The sequence below is a fragment of the Streptomyces sp. Ag109_G2-15 genome (genome assembly GCF_900215565.1).
GTDB lineage: Bacteria > Actinomycetota > Actinomycetes > Streptomycetales > Streptomycetaceae > Streptomyces > Streptomyces diastatochromogenes.
Genome location: NZ_OCNI01000002.1, coordinates 1693030 through 1713832 on the forward strand (window position 1 = coordinate 1693030; position 20803 = coordinate 1713832).

The 20803-nt window shown below is 72.4% G+C and carries 21 protein-coding genes; 9 read left to right on the forward strand and 12 right to left on the reverse strand.

The window, feature by feature from the left end:
• Position 1 precedes the first annotated feature (1 nt).
• The 3 genes from pgi to CRP49_RS44065 are packed head-to-tail and all read left to right on the forward strand — an operon-like array spanning position 2 to position 3147.
• Positions 2-1666 (forward strand): glucose-6-phosphate isomerase, encoded by a 1665-nt coding sequence (gene pgi / locus CRP49_RS44055; RefSeq protein WP_097258933.1) that lies wholly within the window; start codon positions 2-4, stop codon positions 1664-1666.
• A gap of 2 nt (positions 1667-1668) precedes the next feature.
• Complete coding sequence (gene gnd, locus CRP49_RS44060; RefSeq protein ID WP_097258934.1) at positions 1669-2547, forward strand: phosphogluconate dehydrogenase (NAD(+)-dependent, decarboxylating); 879 nt, start codon at positions 1669-1671, stop codon at positions 2545-2547.
• A 6-nt stretch (positions 2548-2553) separates the two neighbouring features.
• A complete protein-coding gene (locus CRP49_RS44065) occupies positions 2554-3147 on the forward strand; it encodes a histidine phosphatase family protein (RefSeq protein ID WP_097258935.1) in 594 nt (197 codons plus the stop codon).
• Between the two features lie 21 nt (positions 3148-3168).
• On the opposite strand, the gene CRP49_RS44070 is transcribed toward CRP49_RS44065, so the two are convergent.
• Entirely contained in the window at positions 3169-5070 is a 1902-nt protein-coding gene (locus tag CRP49_RS44070) for a glycosyltransferase family 39 protein (protein WP_097258936.1), read from the reverse strand.
• A gap of 227 nt (positions 5071-5297) precedes the next feature.
• Positions 5298-6185: a shikimate dehydrogenase gene (locus CRP49_RS44075; protein ID WP_097258937.1), complete on the reverse strand. Its 888-nt coding sequence runs from the start codon at positions 6183-6185 to the stop codon at positions 5298-5300.
• A 144-nt stretch (positions 6186-6329) separates the two neighbouring features.
• On the opposite strand from CRP49_RS44075, the gene CRP49_RS44080 reads away from it, so the two are divergent.
• Together CRP49_RS44080 and CRP49_RS44085 are read left to right on the forward strand one after the other, a co-directional pair.
• Complete coding sequence (locus tag CRP49_RS44080; protein ID WP_097258938.1) at positions 6330-6995, forward strand: TetR/AcrR family transcriptional regulator; 666 nt, start codon at positions 6330-6332, stop codon at positions 6993-6995.
• A gap of 163 nt (positions 6996-7158) precedes the next feature.
• Positions 7159-8517: an MFS transporter gene (locus CRP49_RS44085; RefSeq protein WP_097258939.1), complete on the forward strand. Its 1359-nt coding sequence runs from the start codon at positions 7159-7161 to the stop codon at positions 8515-8517.
• 236 nt (positions 8518-8753) lie between these two features.
• Here the strand turns inward: CRP49_RS44085 and CRP49_RS44090 are convergent, their stop codons facing one another.
• Together CRP49_RS44090 and CRP49_RS44095 are read right to left on the reverse strand one after the other, a co-directional pair.
• Positions 8754-9095 carry a VOC family protein gene (locus tag CRP49_RS44090; protein WP_097258940.1) on the reverse strand — a complete coding sequence of 114 codons (342 nt, stop codon included), beginning with the start codon at positions 9093-9095 and terminating at the stop codon, positions 8754-8756.
• 53 nt (positions 9096-9148) lie between these two features.
• Entirely contained in the window at positions 9149-9745 is a 597-nt protein-coding gene (locus tag CRP49_RS44095) for a TetR/AcrR family transcriptional regulator (RefSeq protein WP_097258941.1), read from the reverse strand.
• Between the two features lie 144 nt (positions 9746-9889).
• Between CRP49_RS44095 and CRP49_RS44100 the strand changes: the two genes are divergently transcribed.
• Complete coding sequence (locus tag CRP49_RS44100) at positions 9890-10789, forward strand: NAD(P)-dependent oxidoreductase (RefSeq protein WP_097258942.1); 900 nt, start codon at positions 9890-9892, stop codon at positions 10787-10789.
• Between the two features lies 1 nt (position 10790).
• On the opposite strand, the gene CRP49_RS44105 is transcribed toward CRP49_RS44100, so the two are convergent.
• Positions 10791-11231: a PPOX class F420-dependent oxidoreductase gene (locus tag CRP49_RS44105; RefSeq protein ID WP_097258943.1), complete on the reverse strand. Its 441-nt coding sequence runs from the start codon at positions 11229-11231 to the stop codon at positions 10791-10793.
• Between the two features lie 101 nt (positions 11232-11332).
• Here CRP49_RS44105 and CRP49_RS44110 point away from each other — a divergent pair, with 101 nt between their 5' ends.
• The 3 genes from CRP49_RS44110 to CRP49_RS44120 all read left to right on the forward strand — a co-directional run bounded on the left by CRP49_RS44110 (position 11333) and on the right by CRP49_RS44120 (position 14567).
• Positions 11333-11911: a TetR/AcrR family transcriptional regulator gene (locus tag CRP49_RS44110; RefSeq protein WP_097258944.1), complete on the forward strand. Its 579-nt coding sequence runs from the start codon at positions 11333-11335 to the stop codon at positions 11909-11911.
• Positions 11908-13278 carry an MFS transporter gene (locus CRP49_RS44115; RefSeq protein WP_097258945.1) on the forward strand — a complete coding sequence of 457 codons (1371 nt, stop codon included), beginning with the start codon at positions 11908-11910 and terminating at the stop codon, positions 13276-13278. The genes CRP49_RS44110 and CRP49_RS44115 overlap by 4 nt, the downstream gene beginning before the upstream one ends.
• Positions 13279-13343: 65 nt before the next feature.
• On the forward strand, positions 13344-14567 hold the full coding sequence (locus tag CRP49_RS44120; protein ID WP_097258946.1) for a serine hydrolase: 1224 nt from the start codon (positions 13344-13346) through the stop codon (positions 14565-14567).
• A gap of 22 nt (positions 14568-14589) precedes the next feature.
• On the opposite strand, the gene CRP49_RS44125 is transcribed toward CRP49_RS44120, so the two are convergent.
• The 7 genes from CRP49_RS44125 to ribA form a co-directional block, all read right to left on the reverse strand.
• The gene (locus tag CRP49_RS44125; RefSeq protein WP_097258947.1) at positions 14590-15198 is read right to left on the reverse strand and encodes a DJ-1/PfpI family protein; all 609 of its coding nucleotides are present in this window, start codon (positions 15196-15198) and stop codon (positions 14590-14592) included.
• A 76-nt stretch (positions 15199-15274) separates the two neighbouring features.
• Complete coding sequence (locus CRP49_RS44130) at positions 15275-15682, reverse strand: hypothetical protein (protein ID WP_097258948.1); 408 nt, start codon at positions 15680-15682, stop codon at positions 15275-15277.
• Between the two features lie 75 nt (positions 15683-15757).
• Complete coding sequence (locus CRP49_RS44135; RefSeq protein ID WP_097258949.1) at positions 15758-16912, reverse strand: saccharopine dehydrogenase family protein; 1155 nt, start codon at positions 16910-16912, stop codon at positions 15758-15760.
• Complete coding sequence (locus CRP49_RS44140) at positions 16905-17972, reverse strand: saccharopine dehydrogenase (protein WP_097258950.1); 1068 nt, start codon at positions 17970-17972, stop codon at positions 16905-16907. Before CRP49_RS44140 ends, CRP49_RS44135 begins: the two co-directional genes overlap by 8 nt.
• Positions 17969-19114: an FAD-binding oxidoreductase gene (locus CRP49_RS44145; protein WP_097258951.1), complete on the reverse strand. Its 1146-nt coding sequence runs from the start codon at positions 19112-19114 to the stop codon at positions 17969-17971. The genes CRP49_RS44140 and CRP49_RS44145 overlap by 4 nt, the downstream gene beginning before the upstream one ends.
• Positions 19111-20085, reverse strand: coding sequence for an ornithine cyclodeaminase family protein (locus CRP49_RS44150; protein WP_097258952.1), 975 nt, complete (start codon positions 20083-20085; stop codon positions 19111-19113). The genes CRP49_RS44145 and CRP49_RS44150 overlap by 4 nt, the downstream gene beginning before the upstream one ends.
• Positions 20086-20118: 33 nt before the next feature.
• Positions 20119-20778 carry a GTP cyclohydrolase II gene (ribA, locus tag CRP49_RS44155; protein WP_097258953.1) on the reverse strand — a complete coding sequence of 220 codons (660 nt, stop codon included), beginning with the start codon at positions 20776-20778 and terminating at the stop codon, positions 20119-20121.
• Between the last annotated feature and the right edge of the window lie 25 nt (positions 20779-20803).

Below are 20803 nucleotides of genomic sequence, written 5' to 3' on the forward strand. Positions count from 1 at the left end.
GATGTCCGACGCACCGTCAGACTCCCCCAAGCTCACCCGCCGGCCCGAGTGGACGGCCCTCGCCGACCACCGCGCCGAGGGGCAGCCGCACCTGCGTGAGCTGTTCGCGACGGACCCCGGCCGCGCCGAGCGGTACGTCGTCCGGGTCGGCGATCTGCACATCGACTACAGCAAGCACCTGATCACGGACGAGACCCTGGCCCTCCTCCAGGAACTCGCCACCGCCACCGGTGTGTTCGCGCTGCGGGACGCCATGTTCCGCGGCGAGAAGATCAACATCACCGAGCGGCGGGCCGTCCTGCACACCGCACTGCGCGCCTCGCGGGACGCGGTGGTCGAGGTCGACGGCGAGAACGTCGTACCGGCCGTGCACGCCGTGCTGGACAAGATGGCCGGCTTCGCCGAGCGGGTCCGCTCGGGCGAGTGGACCGGCCACACCGGCAAGCGGATCCGCAACGTCGTCAACATCGGCATCGGCGGCTCCGACCTCGGTCCGGCGATGGCGTACGAGGCCCTGCGCGCCTACACGGCACGGGAGTTGACGTTCCGGTTCGTGTCGAACGTGGACGGCGCCGACCTGCACGAGGCGGTACGGGACCTGGATCCGTCCGAGACCCTGTTCATCGTCGCCTCGAAGACCTTCGCCACCATCGAGACGATCACCAACGCCACCTCGGCCCGCTCCTGGCTCCTCGCGGGCCTGGACGGCGACGAGAAGGCCGTGGCGAAGCACTTCGTGGCGCTGTCCACGAACGCCGGGAAGGTCACCGAGTTCGGCATCGACCCGGACAACATGTTCGAGTTCTGGGACTGGGTCGGCGGACGGTACTCGTACGACTCCGCGATCGGCCTGTCGCTGATGATCGCCATCGGCCCGGACCGGTTCCGGGAGATGCTGGACGGCTTCCGGCTCGTCGACGACCACTTCCGCACCGCGCCCGCCGAGGCCAACGCGCCGCTGCTGCTGGGCCTGTTGGGGATCTGGTACGACAACTTCCACGACGCCCAGTCGCACGCGGTGCTGCCGTACAGCCACTACCTGTCGAAGTTCACGGCCTACTTGCAGCAGCTGGACATGGAGTCCAACGGCAAGTCGGTGGACCGGGACGGCAACCCGGTGGAGTGGCAGACCGGTCCGGTCGTGTGGGGCACGCCCGGCACCAACGGACAGCACGCCTACTACCAGTTGATCCACCAGGGCACCAAGCTCATCCCGGCGGACTTCATCGGCTTCGCCGAGCCGGTCGCCGAGCTGAGCGGTGAACCCAGGGCCCAGCACGACCTGTTGATGGCCAACTTCTTCGCCCAGACCCAGGCCCTCGCCTTCGGCAAGACGGCCGAGGAGGTCCGCGCGGAGGGCGTGTCCGAGGAGCAGGTGGCGCACCGCACCTTCCGCGGCAACCACCCCACCACCACGATCCTCGCGCGCGAGCTGACCCCGTCCGTGCTCGGCCAGCTGGTCGCCCTCTACGAGCACAAGGTGTTCGTCCAGGGCGCGGTCTGGAACATCGACTCCTTCGACCAGTGGGGCGTGGAGCTGGGCAAGGTCCTCGCCAAGCGCATCGAGCCCGCCCTGACCACGGGCGCCGCGGTGCCCGGTCTCGACCCGTCCACCACGGCCCTCGTCGCCGCCTACCGCACTCTCAAGAACGCTCAGGAGAACTGATCATGCAGCTCGGTCTCATCGGTCTCGGCAAGATGGGCGGCAACATGCGCGAGCGGATCCGCCGCGCCGGCCACACCGTCGTCGGCTACGACCGCAACCCGGACGTCTCCGACGTCAAGAACCTGGAAGAACTGGTCCAGAAGCTCGACGCGCCGCGCACGGTCTGGGTGATGGTCCCGGCCGGCACCGCCACCCAGACGGTCGTCGACGAGCTCAAGGACCTCCTCTCCCCCGGTGACGTGGTCGTCGACGGCGGCAACTCCCGCTGGACGGACGACGAGAAGCACGCCGCCGAACTCGGCATCAAGGGCATCGGCTTCGTAGACGCGGGCGTCTCCGGTGGTGTGTGGGGCCTGCAGAACGGCTACGCGCTGATGGTCGGCGGCGACAAGGAGCACGTGGAGCGGCTCCAGCCCATCTTCGAGGCGCTCAAGCCGGAGGGCCCGTACGGTTACGTGCACGCGGGCCGGGTCGGCGCCGGGCACTTCTCGAAGATGGTCCACAACGGCATCGAGTACGCCATGATGCAGGCGTACGCCGAGGGCTGGGAGCTGCTGGAGAAGGTCCACTCCGTGGAGAACGTCCGCGAGGTGTTCCGCTCCTGGCAGGAGGGCACCGTCATCCGCTCCTGGCTCCTCGACCTCGCGGTCAACGCCCTGGACGAGGACGAGCACCTGGAGGAGCTGCGCGGGTACGCGGAGGACTCCGGCGAGGGCCGCTGGACCGTCGAGGCCGCCATCGACAACGCGGTCCCGCTCCCGGCGATCACCGCCTCCCTCTTCGCCCGGTTCGCCTCCCGGCAGGACGACTCCCCGCAGATGAAGATGATCGCCGCGCTGCGCAACCAGTTCGGCGGCCACGCCGTGGAGAAGAAGGACTGAGCAACCGTGGGTGACCTCCTCCTGGTCCGCCACGGCGAGACGGAGTGGAGCCTGTCGGGCCAGCACACCAGCTGGACCGACCTGCCCCTCACCACGCACGGTGAGGAACAGGCCAAGTCCCTCGCCCCGCTCCTCACCGAACGGACCTACGCCCTCGCGCTGACCAGCCCACTGGGCCGCGCGATACGCACCGCCGAACTGGCGGGCCTGACCGGGGCCGTACCCGACCCCGATCTGCACGAGTGGGACTACGGCGGCTACGAGGGTGTCACCACCGTCGACATCCATCGCGCCCGCCCCGCCTGGGACCTGTGGACCGACGGCGTACCGCCCGGCCCCGAGGGGCACCCCGGCGAGTCGCCCGAGCAGATCGGGGCGCGCGCCGACCGGGTGCTGGCCCGGGTGGAGTCGGCGCTCGCCACGGACAGCGGTGACGTGATCCTGGTGGCGCACGCCCACTTCCTGCGGGTGCTCACCGCCCGCCGGCTGGGTCTGCCGCCCGCCGAGGGCCGGCTGTTCCAGCTGGCGACCGGCACGGTCAGCCGGCTCTCCACGGAGCACGGCCGGCCGGTCGTCGCCGAGTGGAACAAGCGCCCCTGACCGGCCCTTCCCCGGCCCGGGTCACCCCGTGTGACCCGGGCCGCAGTCGTACAGCAGCCGGGTCCGGTCGCCGGGGTCGTAGGCGGCGGGCGGGACGAGCCGGCAGTGGACGGCGGTCCAGCGCACCAGCGTCCCGTCGGGGATGCGTGCGGTACGGGCGCCCGGGCGCAGGTCGGCGCGCGACAGGACGACGTAGCGCAGTCGCCCGGAGCCGATCAGACGGTGGAAGGCCGCCGGTGCCGGGTACGGGACGCGGCCGGTGAAGCCGCCCATGGGCAGCACGGGCGCGTTCGCGGCGATGACGTAGGGCGCGGCGGCCTGCCAGCCGGGGACGGCCGCCAGGTAGCGGGCGCCGTCGCGGTGCGCGGTCAGGTAGGCGAGGAGGCGCTGCTGCTCGGGGCCTAGCGTGGACAGCGCGGAACCGGTACGGGTGCTGGTGGGGCCGACCCGGCCGAAGCCGCCGGGCTGGTTGTAGCGCGGGGACAGGGCGGAGGCCGACCAGACGGCGGGGATGAGCAGGACGGCACAGAGGCCGGCGGCGAGTGCGGCCGGCCGGCGGCGGGTGCCGGCCAGCAGCAGGGCGAGCAGGCCCAGGGCCACGGCGTACGCCGCCGACCAGACGAAGAAGCGCGGGTACCACAGCGTCAGGGCCGCGCACCAGAACACGTTGACCAGCAACACCACCGGCAGCACGCGACTGCGCCGCGCCCGCACGACCCCGGCCGCGGCGAGCGCGCACACGGCCACCGCGACGACGCCCATGTAATAGGTGTGGCCGGTCACGCTGCCGAAGCTGAACACCAGGAAGAACGTCGCCAGCCACACCCCCCACAGCAGATACCCGGCGAGCAGCGGGTCCGTGCGCGGCAGGCCCCGCCGGCGCAGCGCCAGCAGGCCGCCGACCAGCCCGAACGCGGCCAGCGGGTACAGCCAGCCCGTCTGGGTGGCCAGGCCCGGGCCGAACATCTTCCAGACGCCGTCCCCCATGCCGGGCGGCAACCGGTGCCCGGCCCGGCTCGTGACGATGCTGCCGGTGCCGGCCGCGTCGACGCCGACGGCGTGGAAGCGGGTCAGGAAGTTGTAGCCGACGACCATCCCGAACGGCGAGTCGTCGGTGGTGCCGTCGAGGTACGGGCGGGCCCCGGACGGGGTGAACGCGGCCACCAGCATCCACGACAGCGACACCGCGACCGTGACCGCCGCGGCCAGGGCGAGATGGCCGACGCGGCGGCGGAGCGTGGCGGGGGCGGCGACGGCATAGGTCACGGCCAGGGCGGGCAGCACCGCCCACGCCTCCAGCATCTTGCACTGGAAGGCGAGCCCCACCCAGGCCGCCGCGAGCAGCAGGGTGCGCGGCCGGGCGTGTGCGGTGGCCCGCCAGGTGGCCTCGGCGGCCAGCAGCAGGAGCAGCACGAACGGCGCGTCCTCGGTGACCGAGCGGCCCAGGCCCACGGTCACCGGGGTCAGGGCGAGGAACGCTGCGGCGAGCAGCCCGGCCGGCACCCCGGCCCAGCGGCGCACCAGCACGTGGAGGAGCAGCACACAGCCCACCATCTCCAGCGCCTGCGGCAGCACCAGCGCCCACGGGTGGAAGCCGAAGGCCAGCGCGGAGAGCGCCTGCGGCCACAGGAAACCGGGCAGCTTGTCCAGGGTGATGGAGTTCGCCGGGTCGAAGGAGCCGTAGAAGAAGGCGACCGGGTTGTCGGTCATGCTGCGTACGGCGGCCGCGTAGAAGGAGTGGTAGGCGCTGTGGCCGAGTCCCCACAGGCACAGCACCCCCGCGAGTGCGCCGAGGGCCGCGAGCAGGGGACGTTCGTGGCGCTCGGCGGCGGTGCGCACGGCCGTGCCGGGTATGGGCGGCGGGCCGTGGCGGACGAGGAGCGGCTTACTGGCGGGGCTCGGCATGAACGGCCTTCCAGGCATCCCGGGAATCTCACGGCCCGGGACGCTGGGAAACGCCCCGGACCGTGGTGAGTATCGGCCGGGGTACCGGGGCCGGTGACGGTGGCACGACCGTGTCTCACCGAGGTCTCACCGGGGGCACACCTGGTGCTTGGGCTGCTCTCACCGGGGGCGAGCCGCTGCGTGGGGCGCGGTCACGGGGGGCGAACGCGGCCTGCGGCCGCCCCTGTCCCACCGCCCGACCCGCGTCACACCGCCCGACCCGCGGAGCGCTCCGCTCCGGCCAGTTCCGCGATGTCCGTCAGCAGGTGGGCCGTGTCGGGTTCGCGGCCCGTGAACAGGCGGAAGGCGTCCGCGGCCTGGAAGACCGCCATCCCGCCGCCGTCCAGGGTGGCGCAGCCGGCCGCTCGGGCGGTGCGCAGCAGCTCGGTCTCCAGGGGGCGGTAGACGACCTCGGCGACCCACAGCCCGGGGTGCAGGAGGTCCGCCGGCAGGGGCAGGCCGGGGTGGGCGGCCATGCCGGTGGGGGTTGCGTGGACGAGGCCGTCGGCGCCGGTCAGCAGGTGCGCGAGACGATCCGGGGTCGCAAAGGCCGCTCGGCCGGCGCCGAAGTGCCGGTTCAGGGACGCGGCGAGGGCGGCGGCGCGCTCCGGCAGGGCGTCGACGACCGTGACCCGCTCGGCGCCGAGGGTGAGGGTGGCGTGGGCGACGGCCGCGCCCGCTCCTCCGGCGCCGAGCTGCACGATCTCCCGCAGGGGCGCGTCGGGCAGGCCGCGCGCGAAGGAGGCGGCGAAGCCGGTGACGTCCGTGTTGTGACCGACCGCTCGTCCCTGCGGCGCGAAGACGACCGTGTTGACCGCGCCCAGCGCCTCGGCCTGCGGGGAGAGCGCGTCGAGGTGCTCGATGACGAGCTGCTTGCACGGGTGGGTGATGTTGAGCCCGTCGAAGCCCAGGTCACGGGCGGCCCGGACGAGGTCCCCCACGGCCTCGGGTCGTACGCCGAGCGCGTCGATGTCGATGAGCCGGTACAGGTAGCGCAGTCCCTGGCGGTCGGCCTCGCGTTCGTGCAGCGCGGGACTGAGCGACGGACCGATGCCGGAACCGATCAGCCCGACGAGATACGCGTCCTTGGCCACGGGGACCTCCTGGTGCGACCCAACTAATGTACGAACTAGTACGTTAGCTATATCAGCCCCCGCCTTCTTCGGGAAGGCCCGGACCGCTCCGGCGGGCCCTGCTTCTACAATCACCGGCACTGGCCCCATGCCCGAAGGAACCCGATGACCAGCGTCGAAGAACCGGTACGCCCCGGCGGGCGGACGCGTGACGCCGTCCGCACCAAGGCCGAGATCCTCGACGTGGCCACGCAGGAGTTCGCCCGGGCCGGCTACGACGGCGCCCGGGTGGACGAGATCGCGGCCCGCACCCGCACCACCAAGCGGATGATCTACTACTACTTCGGCGGCAAGGAGCAGCTGTTCACGGCCGTGCTGGAGCGGGCGTACGGCGTGATCCGCGAGGCCGAGCAGGAGCTGGACGTCGACCATCTGGACCCGGTCGCGGCGATCCGGCGCCTGGCGGAGCTGACCTTCGACCACCACGAGCAGCACCCGGACTTCATCCGCCTGGTCAGCATCGAGAACATCCACGGCGCCGAGCACATCGCGGCCTCCGAGAAGCTCGGCCGGATCGGCTCGCCTGCGCTGGACGTGATCCGCCGCATCCTGGCCGCGGGGCAGGAGTCCGGCCTGTTCACGGCGGACGTGGACGCCGTCGACCTGCACGCGATGATCAGCTCGTTCTGCTTCTTCCGGGTCGCCAACCGGCACACCTTCGGCGCCCTGTTCGGCCGCGACCTGGTGGACCCGGCGCAGCGCGAGCACTACCGGACCATGCTCGGCGACATGGTGATCGCCTACCTCACCGCGGAGCGGGCCGCGGACTGAGCGCCTCGCGCACGACCTCTTGACACGGCGGAAACACGGGCGCAACATCCCACCCACCACAACTAACTACCCAGTGGGTTAATTAGCTGCCGAGATCCGGCCCTTCGCCCCGCCGCCCACTCCACCCCTCCGTAGGGTGGAGTTCCCCCGAAGGAGCACCGCCGTGTCCGTCCCCACCCCTGCTCCCGCCGCCGAGGCCCCACCCGGCCAGCCCAGGAAGGCCGCCACGGCCGCCTGGATCGGCAGCGCGCTCGAGTACTACGACTTCTTCATCTACGGCAGCGCCGCCGCGCTGATCTTCCCGAAGGTGTTCTTCGACTCCTCCGACCCGGCCACCGCGACCCTGCTGTCGCTGGCCACGTTCGGGGTGGCCTATGCGGCCCGGCCCATCGGCGCGCTCTTCCTCGGGCATGTCGGGGACCGGGTCGGCCGCAAGAAGATCATGGTGTTCACACTGATCCTGATGGGTCTGTCGACGTTCCTCATCGGCTGTCTGCCCACCCGCGCCCAGGTCGGCGGCCTGGCACCCGTCCTGCTGGTGCTGTGCCGGGTCCTGCAGGGCATATCGGCCGCCGGCGAGCAGGCGAGCGCCAGTTCCATGACCCTGGAGCACGCGCCACCGGACCGGCGGGGTTTCTTCACGAGCTTCACGCTCAGCGGCACCCAGGGCGGCCAGCTCATCGCCACCCTCGTCTTCATCGCGGTCGCCCAGCTCCCCGAGGACCAGCTGCTGTCCTGGGGCTGGCGGGTGCCGTTCTGGCTGAGCGTGGCGGTCGCCGTCGTCGGCTACGGCATCCGGCGCCGGCTCCGGGAGACCCCGGCCTTCGCCCGGCAGGCGGCGACCGAGGGCGTGGTCCGGCTGCCGCTGGTGGTGCTGCTGCGGGAGCACTGGGCGGACGTTCTGCGGGTGATCGCGGGCGCGCTGATCGCCTCGGTGAGCACGATCTTCACGGTGTGGGCCCTGGCCTACGCGACCAGCGACGCGGTCGGCATGTCCCGTACGTCGATGCTGTGGGTGGGCGCCCTGGCCAACCTGGTCGCACTGGCCGCGATCCCGCTGTGGGCGACACTCTCCGACCGGATCGGGCGCCGCCCCGTCTACCTGATCGGCGCGGTGGGCAGCGCGGCCGCCATGGCCGGCTACCTCTGGGCCATCTCCACCGGCTCCTACCCCCTCACCCTGACCCTCGGGATCATCGCCTTCGGCATCGTCTACAGCGCCGCGAACGGCGTCTGGCCCGCCTTCTACGGCGAGATGTTCGCGACCCGGGTCCGGCTGTCCGGCATGGCGATCGGCACCCAGATCGGCTTCGCGGTGGCGGGATTCGCGGTCACCTTCGCCGCCGAGATCGCCGGCCCCGGCGGCGACGACTGGCCGGCGGTCGCCCTGTTCACCGCGGCCCTGTGCATCCCCCCGACCCTCGCAGCCCTCACCGCCCGCGAGACCCACACGACCCCGACGGAACTCCTGGGCGAACGCCCGGACCGCAACCAGTCACGCCCGGAGAGGGTGTCGGCCTGACACCACCCCGGCCGCCCGGGCCGCCACGGTGCGGGCCCGGTGGCCGGACGGGCAACCTGCCGCTGGGACGGACGGCCCCCGGCCGAGGCCGGCCTCGGCCGGGCACCACCTCGGCCTCACGGCCGCCGTACTCCCCATCGAACCGACGTACAGACCTGCCGGGCCGCCGCGGCGCGCGCCCGGCTACCGGACGGGCAACCTGCGACCGGGACCGACGGCGCGGCCCGCCCGCAGCCCTACGGCCGTGGATGGCGCGGCTCGTACAACCCGAGTCGGCCGCCGCTCGGCAGGCGGAGTGCCGTGAGTCGGCCCCAGCGGGCCTCCTCGACCGGCTCGGCGAACTCCACGCCCTGCTGGGCGAGTTGTTCCCGTGTCGCGTCGAGGTCGTCGCACATCAGCATCAGCTCGTGCGACGGGTCGCCGTCCGTGGGATGGCAGGCCACCTCCGCGGGTGGTGCCTGGAAGATCAGCCAGCCGTGGCCGGCGTCGACGTACGCCCATCCGAGGACGTCCCGCAGGAAGGCCCGGTCGGCCTCGGCGTCCCGGCTGTAGATCACCACATGTGCCCCATTGATCACGCGCGGAGGCTAGTGCGGGAGGGGGCGCGGAACAAGCACCCACATGCCCGGAGTCACGCGGAAGAGACCACCGCGGCGTCGAGCAGCGGCCCGAGTTCGCGGACCGCGGTCACCAGCGGGCGTACGTCCTGTTCGGCGCGGGCCATCAGGATCGCGCCCTCCAGGGTGCTGATCATCAGGGTGGCCAGGGCGTCGGCGCGGGCGGCGGGGACGCCCATGCCGGCCAGGGCCTCGGCGACCGGGGCGCGCCAGGTCGCGAACGCGGCGGCCGCCGCCTCGCGGGTGGAAGGGCCCATGGCGGCGCAGTCCACGGTCGCCGCGGCGACCGGGCAGCCCCCGGCGAAGCCTTCCGCCTCGTACTCGTCCGTCCACTGGGCCGCCATCGCCGCGAACAGTCCGCTCGGCGTCGGCTCGTCCAGGCCCGCGAGGAAGCGGGCGACGCGCTTGCCGGCGTACCGTCCGGCCCAGCCCACGGCCTCGTTGACCAGCTGTTCCTTGCCGCCCGGGAAATAGTGCTGGAGCGAACCGCGCGGCGCACCGGCATGGGCGGCGACGTCCCGCATGCCGGTCGCGCCGACCCCGTCGCGCCGGATCAGCTGGGCCGCGCTGAACACCATCCGCTCGCGCGGTCCACGCCCCGACTCCGTCATGGACAACCACCTACCTCCGATCACCCTCAGCCTCCACCCTCGCCCCTCACCCTATGACCGCTGTCATAACACTCGCTACTATGACAGCGGTCATAGTCGGCCCGGAGAGGAAAGGGCCCCGGAGGAGAGGAAGGGACGGCCCCCGTGAATGTCGGATTCATCGGTCTCGGAGTGATGGGTCAGCCGATGGCGCTGCGGCTGGCGGCATGCGGCACCCCCCTCGTGGTGTGGAACCGGACACCGGAGCGCACCGAGCCGTTGCGCGCGGCCGGCGCCGAGGTCGCGGCGGATGCCGACGAGGTCTTCGCGCGGGCGGAGGTGGTACTGCTGATGCTCGCCGACGAGGCGTCGGTCGACACCGTCCTCGGCCGCGGCACCCCCGCCCTCGCCGCGCGCGTCGCCGGACGAGTCGTCGTCCACATGGGCACGACCTCACCCGAGTACTCCCACGCCCTGGAGTCGGACGTCCGCGCGGCCGGCGGCCGGTACGTCGAGGCGCCCGTCTCCGGGTCCCGGGTACCGGCCGAGCAGGGGCAACTGGTGGCGATGCTGGCCGGCGAGGAGTCCGCCGTGGACGTCGTACGACCGCTGCTCGCACCCCTGTGCCGGGAGACCTTCACGTGCGGCGCGGCACCGGGCGCGCTGCTGATGAAGCTGTCCGTGAACCTGTTCCTGATCACCCTGGTGACCGGACTGACCGAGGCCTTCCACTTCGCCGAACGGCACGGTCTGGACCGGCGCCTGTTCCTGGACGTCCTGGACGCGGGCCCCATGGCCAGCGGGGTCTCCCGGATGAAGGCGCCCAAGCTGCGCGAGCGGGACTTCGCCGTGCAGGCGGCCGCCCTGGACGTGCTGAAGAACAACCGGCTCATCGCCGAGGCCGCCCGCCAGGCACACCTGGCCTCGCCGCTGCTCGACGTGTGTCACGCCCTTTTCGAGGAGACGGTGGCACAGGGGCACGGCGGCGAGGACATGGTGGCGGTGCTGCGGGCGATCGAGACGCGGACCGCCGCGGCGGCGTACGTCAGCCCCGACGCGCCGTGACTCAGCCCTTCGGGATGCCGTACACCCGCTCGACGGGCAGCCGCAGCACCAGCCGCCGGTCGCGGACCATCGCGGCCCGGTAGTCGTCCCAGTCCGGGTGTTCGCCCAGGACGTCCCGGTAGAGCCGGATCAGCTCCTCGACGGTCTCGTCGTGCGGGTCCTCGGCGACCGGCGACAGCTCGGCCGTGCCCTCGGCGACCGTGTACGCCCAGCGGTCCTGACTGGTGACGTGGTAGGAGGCGCGGGGGTCGCGACGGAGGTTGCGGGTCTTGGCGCGGCCGTCGGTGACCGAGATCCGGATGACCCGCTCGTCGGGGTAGTAGGCGTGGCTGACGTTGGACAGCTGGGGGCGGCCGTCGCTCTTGAGGGTGACCAGCACCCCCCCGCCTCTCGTGTCGGAGAGCAGCTTGAGCAGGGCGTCCTGCGTCGGGTCCTGAGTCATATGAGGGTCAACTGGCCCGACGGTACGGGCATTCCCCGCACGGACGCGACCAGCGGACCCTGCAGTAGACACTGTCTACGCAAGCCTGGTAGACAGTGTCTATGACTGAATCCGGCACGGGACTGCGGGCCCGTCTGATCGACGTCGGCGTGGAACTGGTCGCCGCCGAGGGCGCCCAGGCGCTCACGCTCCGGGAGATCGCCCGGCGCGCGGGGGTCTCGCACGGGGCGCCGCGCCGCTACTTCCCCACCCATCTGGAGCTGCTGTCCGCCATCGCCCGGCGGGGATTCGCCGATCTGGGCGACCGGGTCCGGCCGGCGCTCGACGGCGGCGACGGTCCACGCGCACAGGTGAGGGAACTGGCCCGCGTCTACCTGGAGTTCGCTCTGGACAACCCGGGCATGTATGAACTGATGTTCCGTCACGATCTGCTGGAGAGCGGACACTTGGGTCTGCGGGACACGAGCCTGCCGCTCTTCGGGCTGCTCGCGGACCTGGTCGGTCAGGCCCGCCCGGAGGCCGACGCACGGCGCACGGCGGGCGCCCTGTGGGGCAACCTGCACGGCATCGCCCAGCTGTGGCGCTGGGGCAGCCTCCAACTCGCCACGGGCGACGAGGACTTCGGTCCGCTGCTGGACGCGGCCCTGCTCGCCCACCTGGGCCCGGAGGGCGGGCGGTGAACCGCCGGCAAACCCGGCTGACCCTGGTGAGCAGTGTGGCGGGCGCCGTGCTCGTCGCCCTGGACGGTACGGTCCTCACGGTCGCCCAGCCCTCCCTGCAACGGGCGCTGCACGCGTCGTACGCGCAGGTGCAGTGGACCAGTACCGCCTATCTCGTGGCGGTGGCGAGCCTGCTGGTGTTCGCGGGGCGGCTCGGCGACCGGTACGGGCAGCGGCGGATGTTCGCGCTCGGCATGCTGGGGTTCGGCGCGGCCTCGGCGGGCGTGGGACTTGCACCCTCGATCGGCTGGGTGATCGGACTGCGGGCGGCGCAGGGCGTGTTCGGGGCGCTGCTGCAGCCGGCCACGCTCGGGATGCTGCGGGCCGCGTTCCCGCCGGACCGGCTGGCGATGCCGCTCGCGGTGCGCACCAGCGCGATCGGCCTGGCGGCGGCAGCGGGGCCGCTGGTGGGCGGGGCGCTGGTGAACGGGCTGGGCTGGCGTGCGGTGTTCTTCCTGAGCGTGCTGCCGGCCGTGGGCTTCGGGGTGGCGGCAGTGGTCGTGCCCGCACCGGACCGGGTACCTGTCTCCCGTACCCCGTTGGACCTGCCGGGGGCGCTGCTCCTCGCCGTGGCCCTCGCCTGTCTCGTACAGACGCTGGTCGCGCTGCCCGCCTCCCCTGCGGCCATCGCGGCCGGGCTCGGGGGCGCCGCGCTCGCCGCTGCCGCCTTCGTGCGGCACGAGCGGCACGCCGCGAGCCCTCTGCTGCCACCCGACGTGATCCGCTCGCCCGCGGTCGGGGCGGCCCTCGCCCTGCTGGTCGCCGCGTCGGCCTCGCTCTTCGGCACCCTGTTCGTCGAGACGTACGTGCTGCAGCGCCGGCTCGGCCTCGACCCGTTCCACAGCGCCCTGCGCAGCCTGCCGTTGGCGGTGCTGATGGTGCTGTCCGCGCCTGTGTGCCCGGTGCTGCTGCGCCGGGCAGGTGCGCGGCGAACGACGGCACTGGCGACGACGCTGCTCGCGCTCGGCGTCCTCGTCCTGTCCGGGGCCACCGGCGCACTCGCCCAGGGCTTCGGCTTCGCGCTGCTGGGTGCCGGGTTCGGCACGGTGATGGTGGCGGCCACCCATGTGGTCGTACGGCGGGCGGGGGTGGACGTGGCCGGAGTGGCAGGGGGTCTGCAGCAGACCGCGCTCAACGTGGGGCCGGTGCTCGGCGTGGCCGCCGGCACGGCCCTCATGGATGCGGGCCCGCGAACGGCGCTGCTCGTGCTCGCCGCCGTGGCCGCGATCGCCGTGCCGGCCGCCCGCGCGCTGCCGGGGCCCGGCGTCGCGTCGATCACACACACCCCTGATGAGCGGGCCCATCCCGGGGTTCCTGCGCAACGATGAGGTGTGCGCCCGGCGTCCCAGCGGGTACGCCGACCGCACGCGTACGACGCGACCGGAGGAGAGCGATGGCACAGCTGCGACAGGACGTCGACCCGGACGAGGCCGGGCTGGACGCGAAGGCCCTGGACCGCCTCGACCAGCACTTCGCCCACTACGTCGACGAAGGGCGCCTGCCCGGCTACCTGGTGGCCGTGGCCCGCGGCGGCCGCGTCGCCCACCTCACCACGCACGGCCACCGGGACCTCGCGGCCGGGCTGCCGGTCGAGGCGGACACCCTGTGGCGGATCTACTCCATGACCAAGCCCGTCACCGCGGTCGCCGTGCTGCAACTGGTTGAGGAAGGCCGCCTGTCCCTGGACGACCCGCTCGACCGCTACCTGCCGGAGTTCGCGGACCCCCAGGTCTACGAAAGCGGTGCGGGAACCGACGTACGCACCCGCCCCGCCTCCGGCCCCATCCTCATCCGGCATCTGCTCACCCACACGGCGGGCCTGACCTTCGGCTTCTACTACAAACACCCCGTGGACGCCCTCTACCGCGAGGCCGGCCTGGAGTCGTCCGTGCCACCGGGCGCGAACCTCGCCGAGACGATGAAGGTGTACGCGCGCCTGCCCCTCCAGTTCGATCCCGGCACGCAGTGGAACTACTCGGTCGCCTCCAACGTGCTGGGCAGGGTCATCGAGGTGATCTCCGCACAACCCCTCGACCAGTACTTCACGGAGCGCGTCTTCCGCCCGCTCGGCATGACCGACGCCGGCTTCCACATCACCGACGAACAGGCCGGGCGACTGGCCGAGATGTACGGCGAGACGGAGGACGCCGGCATCGCACCGATCCCCGGACTGCCGCTGCGCGGCCGCCCGCGGTTCCTGTCCGGCAGCGGCGGCATGGTCGCCACGGCACAGGACTTCCACCGCTTCATGGAGATGCTGCGCCGCGGCGGCGAACTGGACGGCACCCGCCTGCTCTCCTCGGACACGCTCGCCCTGATGACCCACAACCAGCTGCCGGGCGGTGCCGAGCTGCGCACCTTCGGCGCCCCCACCCACCAGGAGCGCGCCAACGAAGGCCTCGGCTTCGGCTTCAACGTCTCCGTCGTCACCGACCCCGCCCGCACCCTGGCCCCCCAGGGCCTCGGCACCTACGGCTGGACCGGCGTGGCCACCACCGCCTTCTGGATCGACCCGACCCACGACCTGACCGTCCAGTTCATGACCCAGGTCCGCCCGAAGACACTGAAGATCTTCCCGGAGCTACGGCGACTGGTGCACGAGGCGCTGGTGGACTGACCGCTCGGTTGCGCAGGGGGCGTCAGCGCAGCGCGACCTCGCCCGCCCGGACGGCACGCAGGGCGCGCTCGACGGTCTCCTGGTTCTCGCCGACCGGTGCCACATAGCCGAGGACGTCGCGCGCCGCGTCCTCGCCGAGCGTGCGGGTGATCACCCAGGTGGCGAGGTACTGCGACGCCAGACAGCCGCCCGCCGTAGCGATGTTTCCCTCGGCGTGGAACGGCGCGTCCAGCACGGTGACGTCGCAGGCTTCGACGAAGGGCCGGCTCGTCATGTCCGTACAGGCGGGCATGCCGTCCAGGAATCCGAGCCGGGCGAGCACCAGCGCGCCGGAGCACTGCGCACCGATCAGCTGTCGCGCGGGGTCGAGCGGCAGCCTGGAGATCAGGCGGTCGTCGGCGACCACGTCCCGCGTCTTCACCCCGCTGCCGATCAGCACCACGTCGGCTTCGGTCACGAACTCCATCGGGCGCTGCCCGGTCACCTCGACACCGTTCATGGACGTGACCACCGGCGTCGGTGTCGTGATGAACGCCTCCAAGCCGTCCTTTCGGCACCGGTTGATCAGCGCGGAGGCGATGAAGCTGTCCAACTCGTTGAATCCATCAAAGGTGACCACGGCTACCTGCATGGTGTCTCCTCAAGGTTCGGTGCTGGAGGCACAGGTTCTCAGGCTCACTGTGTCCAGGTCGCGGGCCAATCGGCGATCAGTGGACCGCGGCCTGTCGCCCGTCTTGTGTCGCGGAGGCGATCACGGCGGACAGAGCGGCGGTCACAACGAAGCTCCCCAGCATGACCATCCCCACGCCGACCATGAAGAGGCCGCTCGAGTCGTCCGACCAGTCGACGTAGGCCGCAACCGTCAGACCGAGCGTGGTGCCGAGCACAGCGCCCGCGTTGTAGCGCCGGAAGGCCGCCCAGCACACCGGTGCCAGCAGAGTCAGCACCAGCCCGATCACTTGCCACGCCTCGTACGGGCCGGTCGTCGAACCGTCGGGGTGCACGTCGCGCTGCTGGTCCCAGCCCAGCCAGGCAGCCCACAGCGCCGGCGACACCCCGGCCAGCACGGGGATCGACAACAGCTGGAGAACGGGTTTCGGTGATCCTTGCCTCATGGCCCAAGCGTCCCGGCGCGCCCTGTCACCGACCAGAGCGCACGTACTCAGACCCACCTGAGTAGCCCGACCCTTCTACTGACCGAGCCGCAGAGTGAAGTCCAGTCCCTCCTCGGAGAGTTCGGCGAGCCACACGTCCGACCGCTCCGCCGTCTCCGCCGCCCGGTTCAGCCCCGCCGGCAGGCTGCCGTCCAGGATGTGGCGGACGCCGAGGGCGAGGGGGCGGGAGACGCAGCGGGCCATGGCCGACTCCTCGGTGTCGCCCACGAGGTCGAGGAGGTAGGTGCCCGTCCAGGTGTGGTCCGGGGCGGTCTCGACCTCCAGGGAGACGGAGAGCACCACGCGGTCGCGGTCCGTGTCGGTGGTCGGGTAAGCCGCCGCCAGCTCCCTCGCCAGGGCGGCGATGCTCTCGTCGTCGCCCGACCTCAGTTCCTCGAAGACCGGCTCCCACGCCTTCAGCCAGCCGTCCAGGCGCAGGGTGCCACGGACGAAGGTGCTTGGGGCCCAGGCGGAGGGGAGCCCGTACTGGGCGATGAAGGGGATGCTGTCCCGGTTGGGGTAGGCCTCGAAGGTCTCCCCGGAGAGGATGTGCGGCCTGGTGGCCTCCCAGGGGCGGGTGGCCGTGGTCTCGGTGCCGTTCTCGAGGTAACGGGCGGGTGAGCGGAGGGCGTTGAGGACGCCGAGGGGTGCCCAGCTGAAGCGGTACCGGAAGTCGTTCGGGACCGCCGGGACGCCGCCGCAGTAGGAGGTGAGGCGGTACGTCGCCGGGGTGTCCGCGCCGAACTCCGTGCGCGCCCTGCCGATGAGGCTGTGTGCGAAGAGGTGGTCGATGCCCGGGTCCAGGCCCGACTCGGTGAGGACGACCAGGCCGGCCGCCTCGGCCAAGGGCACGCGCTCCAGCACCTCGGGCGAGACATAGCTGGAGCAGGCGAAGTGGGCCCGTGCGTCCACGCACGCGGCCAGGAGTCCGGCGTGTTCGGGTGCGGGCAGCATGGAGACGACGATGTCGCCGGGCGCGAGTTCGGCGGCGAGCGCGGGGAGCGTGAAGGCTCGGGGCTCGGCGCGGTCGGTCAGGCCCAGGGCGGCGAGGGCGGCGGACGCCCGTTCCTCGGTGCGGTGCCACAGCCGTACCCGCTCGGCCGTGTCGCAGAGGACGGCCAGTCCGCTGCCGGTGGACAGGCCCGCACCGACCCAGTGGACGGTGCCGGACGCCGGGACGCGGTCAGTCATGGGGCAACTCCCTTTCGTCGGCGATGCCCAGCTCACGGCAGGCCTGGTGGAAGCGGTCGAGGCAGCGGCCCCAGGGGCCCGAGGCACCGAAGTCGAGCAGCTGGGGCACGAGGGCCGCCGAGAAGTCGGTGCTGGACTCGCGGGGCAGGAGCGAGGGCAGGTTGTCGATGGCGATCAGGTCCAGCGGCGGCTCCTTGCGCAGCCGGCGCACCGGGTCCGTCCAGTCGGTGGTGCGGTCGTAGACGGGCAGGACGTTCAGCGGGGAGCCCACGTCGCAGGTGACGTCGCACAGGGTGCGCAGGCGGCGGGCCGGGTCGTCCAGGTCCGCCTCGCGCAGGAAGGGCGGCACGAGGGTGGTGGCGAGGACACAGTTCACCATCACGTCGTGGCCGAGCAGGGCCGGGCGGTCGAGGGTGCGGGTCTCGGCGAGGTCCCAGTGGGTCGCCCGCACGCCCGCGGTGTCGAGGGCGGCCGCCGCGCCCCGGCCGCTGCGGCCCAGCGCACCGATGACCAGAGCCGTGAAGTCCTCGTCCCCGGCGACCGGTTCGAGGGTGGCGTCCAGCTCCTCCTTCGCGGTGGGGCGCAGCGGTGCCACCAGGCGGCCCCGGTGCTGGAGCACGGCGAGCGCGGCGCCCAGATAGCCTGCCCAGAAGCCGAACGCGGCCAGCCTGCGACCCTGGTCGTCCACCAGGTACTCCAGGTCCAGCAGCGCCCCTCCCCCGGCCGCGAACCGGCACAACAGCGCGGCCGCGCCCGGTTGTTGCTTGTAGGCGTGCCCGAAGAAGATGTGCCGGTGCGTCAACGTCGCTGGTTCGTCGTCCGGGAGTTCCTTCAGGCCCAGGATCACGGACTCCGGTGGTGCCGTCACCCAGGAGCCCGTGGCAGCGCGCCCGCAGCCGGCCGCCTCGTACTCCTCGATGGGGAAGATCCGCTGCGGGGACTCCTCGACGGTCAGTCGCACCCCGCTCTCGATCAGGCGGCGGGCGTCGGCGGGGACGACCGGCGTGCGCCGCTCGGTCGTACGGGCCTCGTGGCGCAGCCACAGGTGGAGCTCGCTCATACCAGGTTGGCCTCCGGGCGCGGGGCGTCGGCCGCGAACCGGCCGGCGCTCAGGGGGCGGACGTCCAGGAAGGGTACGCGGCCCAGGTACAGGTCGCGGACGATCTCGCCCACGGCGGGTCCCTGCAGGAAGCCGTGGCCGGAGAATCCGGTCGCATACAGAAAACGGGATACCGAAGACGCCTCGCCGATCAGGGCGTTGTGGTCGGGGGTGTTCTCGTACAGGCCCGCCCAGGTGGCGGTGCGGCGCAGGTCGAGCAGGGCGGGGGCGCGGTGCTGCATCGCCTCGTACAGCCGGGGGATCCAGCGGTCGTGGGTGTCGGTGGCGAAGCCCGGTTTCTCGTCCGGGTCGGACATGCCGAGCAGCAGGCCGGGGCCCTCGGCGTGGAAGTAGAGGCTGGTGGTGAAGTCGATGGTCATGGGGAGCGACGGCGGGAGCCCGGGGACGGGTTCGGTGACCGCGATCTGGCGGCGCAGCGGCTGCACCGGCAGGTCCACGCCCACCATGGCGCCGACCGCCTTCGACCAGGCGCCGGCCGCGCAGATCACCGTGTCGGTGGCGATGCGGCCGAGGGTGGTGCTGACGGCGGTGATCGCGTCGCCGCGCAGTTCGATGCCGGTCACTTCGGTGTGGCGCAGGATGCGGGCGCCGTGGGCGCGGGCGGCGGCCGCATACCCGTGGACGACGGCCTCGGGTGTGCAGTGGCCGTCGTCCGGGGAGTGGGCGGCGGCCAGCAGTCCGTCGGTGGTGATCAGCGGGGAGAGCCGGCGGGCCTCCTGCGGGGTGAGCATGCGGCTGGGCACCCCGAGGGAGTTCTGGAGCCGTACGCTCGCCTCGAAGGAGGCGACCTCCTCGGGCGTGGACAGCAGGAACAGATAGCCGACCCGGTGCAGCCCGATGTCCTGCCCGATCTCGTCGGCGAACCGGCCGAAGGCCTCCAGGCTGCGCGCACCGAGCCGGATGTTCAGCTCGTCGGAGAACTGCGCGCGTACTCCGCCCGCGGCCTTGGAGGTGGAGCCGGCGGCGAGTTCATCGCGTTCGACCAGGACGACGTCACGTACTCCGGCGCGCGCCAGGTGGTAGGCGATGCTCGTGCCCATCACCCCGCCGCCGACGATGACCACCCGGGCCTGAAGGTTCACTCGGCTGCCTCCTTCGCCGCGCGGATCACGGCCCAGGCCGCCGCGGCGTCCTGGATGCCGAGTCCGGTGCTGTTGTAGTAGACGATGTCCTCCGGTGCGGTACGGGCGCCACGGCGTCCGGTGAGCACCTCGCCCAGCGGGATCAGGGCGTCGGGGGTGAGCAGCCCGTCGCGCAGGGCGTCCACGACCGGCCCGGCGTGCCCGGCCGCAGTACCAGCGTCGTCCACGACGACGGCCGCGGCACGTCGTACGACGTCGGGGTCGACCTCCCGGCGGGTGGGCTCGAAGGAGCCGACGCTGACCACCGTGCAGCCCGGGGCCAGCCAGGCGCCGCGCACCACGGGCGTCGTACTGAGCGTGCAGGCGGCGACGACGCCGGCGCCGGTCACGGCCTCCTCCGGGCTGTCCACCGCCCGGGCGGGGACACCGAGTTCGGCGGCGAGGGTGTCCGCGGCGGCAGTGCGGCGGCCCGGGGTCGGGCTCCACAGCCGTACCGCCGTCACCTCCCGCACCCGGGCGATCATGTGGGCGTGGGCGAGGGCCTGGGTGCCGGAGCCGAGCAGCGCCAGCTCGGTGCGGCCGGGGACGGCCAGGGCGTCCACGGCCACGGCGCTGCCCGCGGCCGTACGCAGCGTGGTCACCGCCGTACCGTCCAGGACGGCGGTGAGCCGCCCGGTGTCGGGGTCGAGCGCGGTGACGACCGCGTGCACGGTGGGCAGCCCGGCGGCCGCGTTGCCCGGGTTGACGCTGCCGAACTTCGCCACCGCCCCGGTGTCCTTGGACAGCCGGGAGACGTAGGCGAAGACCACGCTGTCGTCGAAGCGGCTCGGCTCCATGATCTTGCCGGGCAGGTCGGCCTCGCCGGTGCCGAGCGCGGTGAAGGCCGCTCGCTGCGAGGCGATCGCCGCGTCCGCGCCGAGCAGCCGTGTCACCTCGGCGGCGGAGAGGAAGAGGACGTCGTCGTCGGTCATCCCCTGATCCTGTCCGGACGGCCGCCCGCCGAATCAGGAGCCGTGCGCGACCGCGTCCAGATGGGGCAGGTGGTGGTCCAGACGCTCCCGCTTCGTGCGCAGATACGTGATGTTGCTCTCGCACGGCTCGATCAGCAGCGGCACCTGTTCGGCGACCTGGATGCCGTGCGTCACCAGCGCCTCCCGCTTACGCGGGTTGTTGGACATCAGCCGCACCGAACGCACCCCGAGGTCGTGCAGGATCTGCGCGGCGACGCCGTAGTCGCGGGCGTCGACCGGCAGCCCGAGCGCCAGGTTCGCCTCGACCGTGTCCAGGCCCTCCGCCTGCAGGGCCATCGCGCGCAGCTTCGCCAGCAGACCGATGCCGCGGCCCTCGTGGCCCCTCAAGTACACGACGACACCGCTGCCTTCGGCGACCACCGCGCGCAGCGCCGCGGCCAGCTGGTCGCCGCACTCGCAGTGCTGGGAGCCGAACGCGTCGCCGGTCAGGCACTCCGAGTGCAGCCGGACCAGAACGTTCTCGGCGCCGATCTCCCCGTACACCAGGGCGACTTGCTCGTCACCGCGGTCGTGGTCCAGGTAGCCGATCGCCTGGAATTTCCCGTACACGGTGGGCAGCGGGGCATTCACTACGCGTTCCGCGCCCGAACGCCGCGGGGACTTCTTGCCGAGGATGCCGATGTTTTCTGTCATGATCTGATTCCTAAGCAGAGACGAA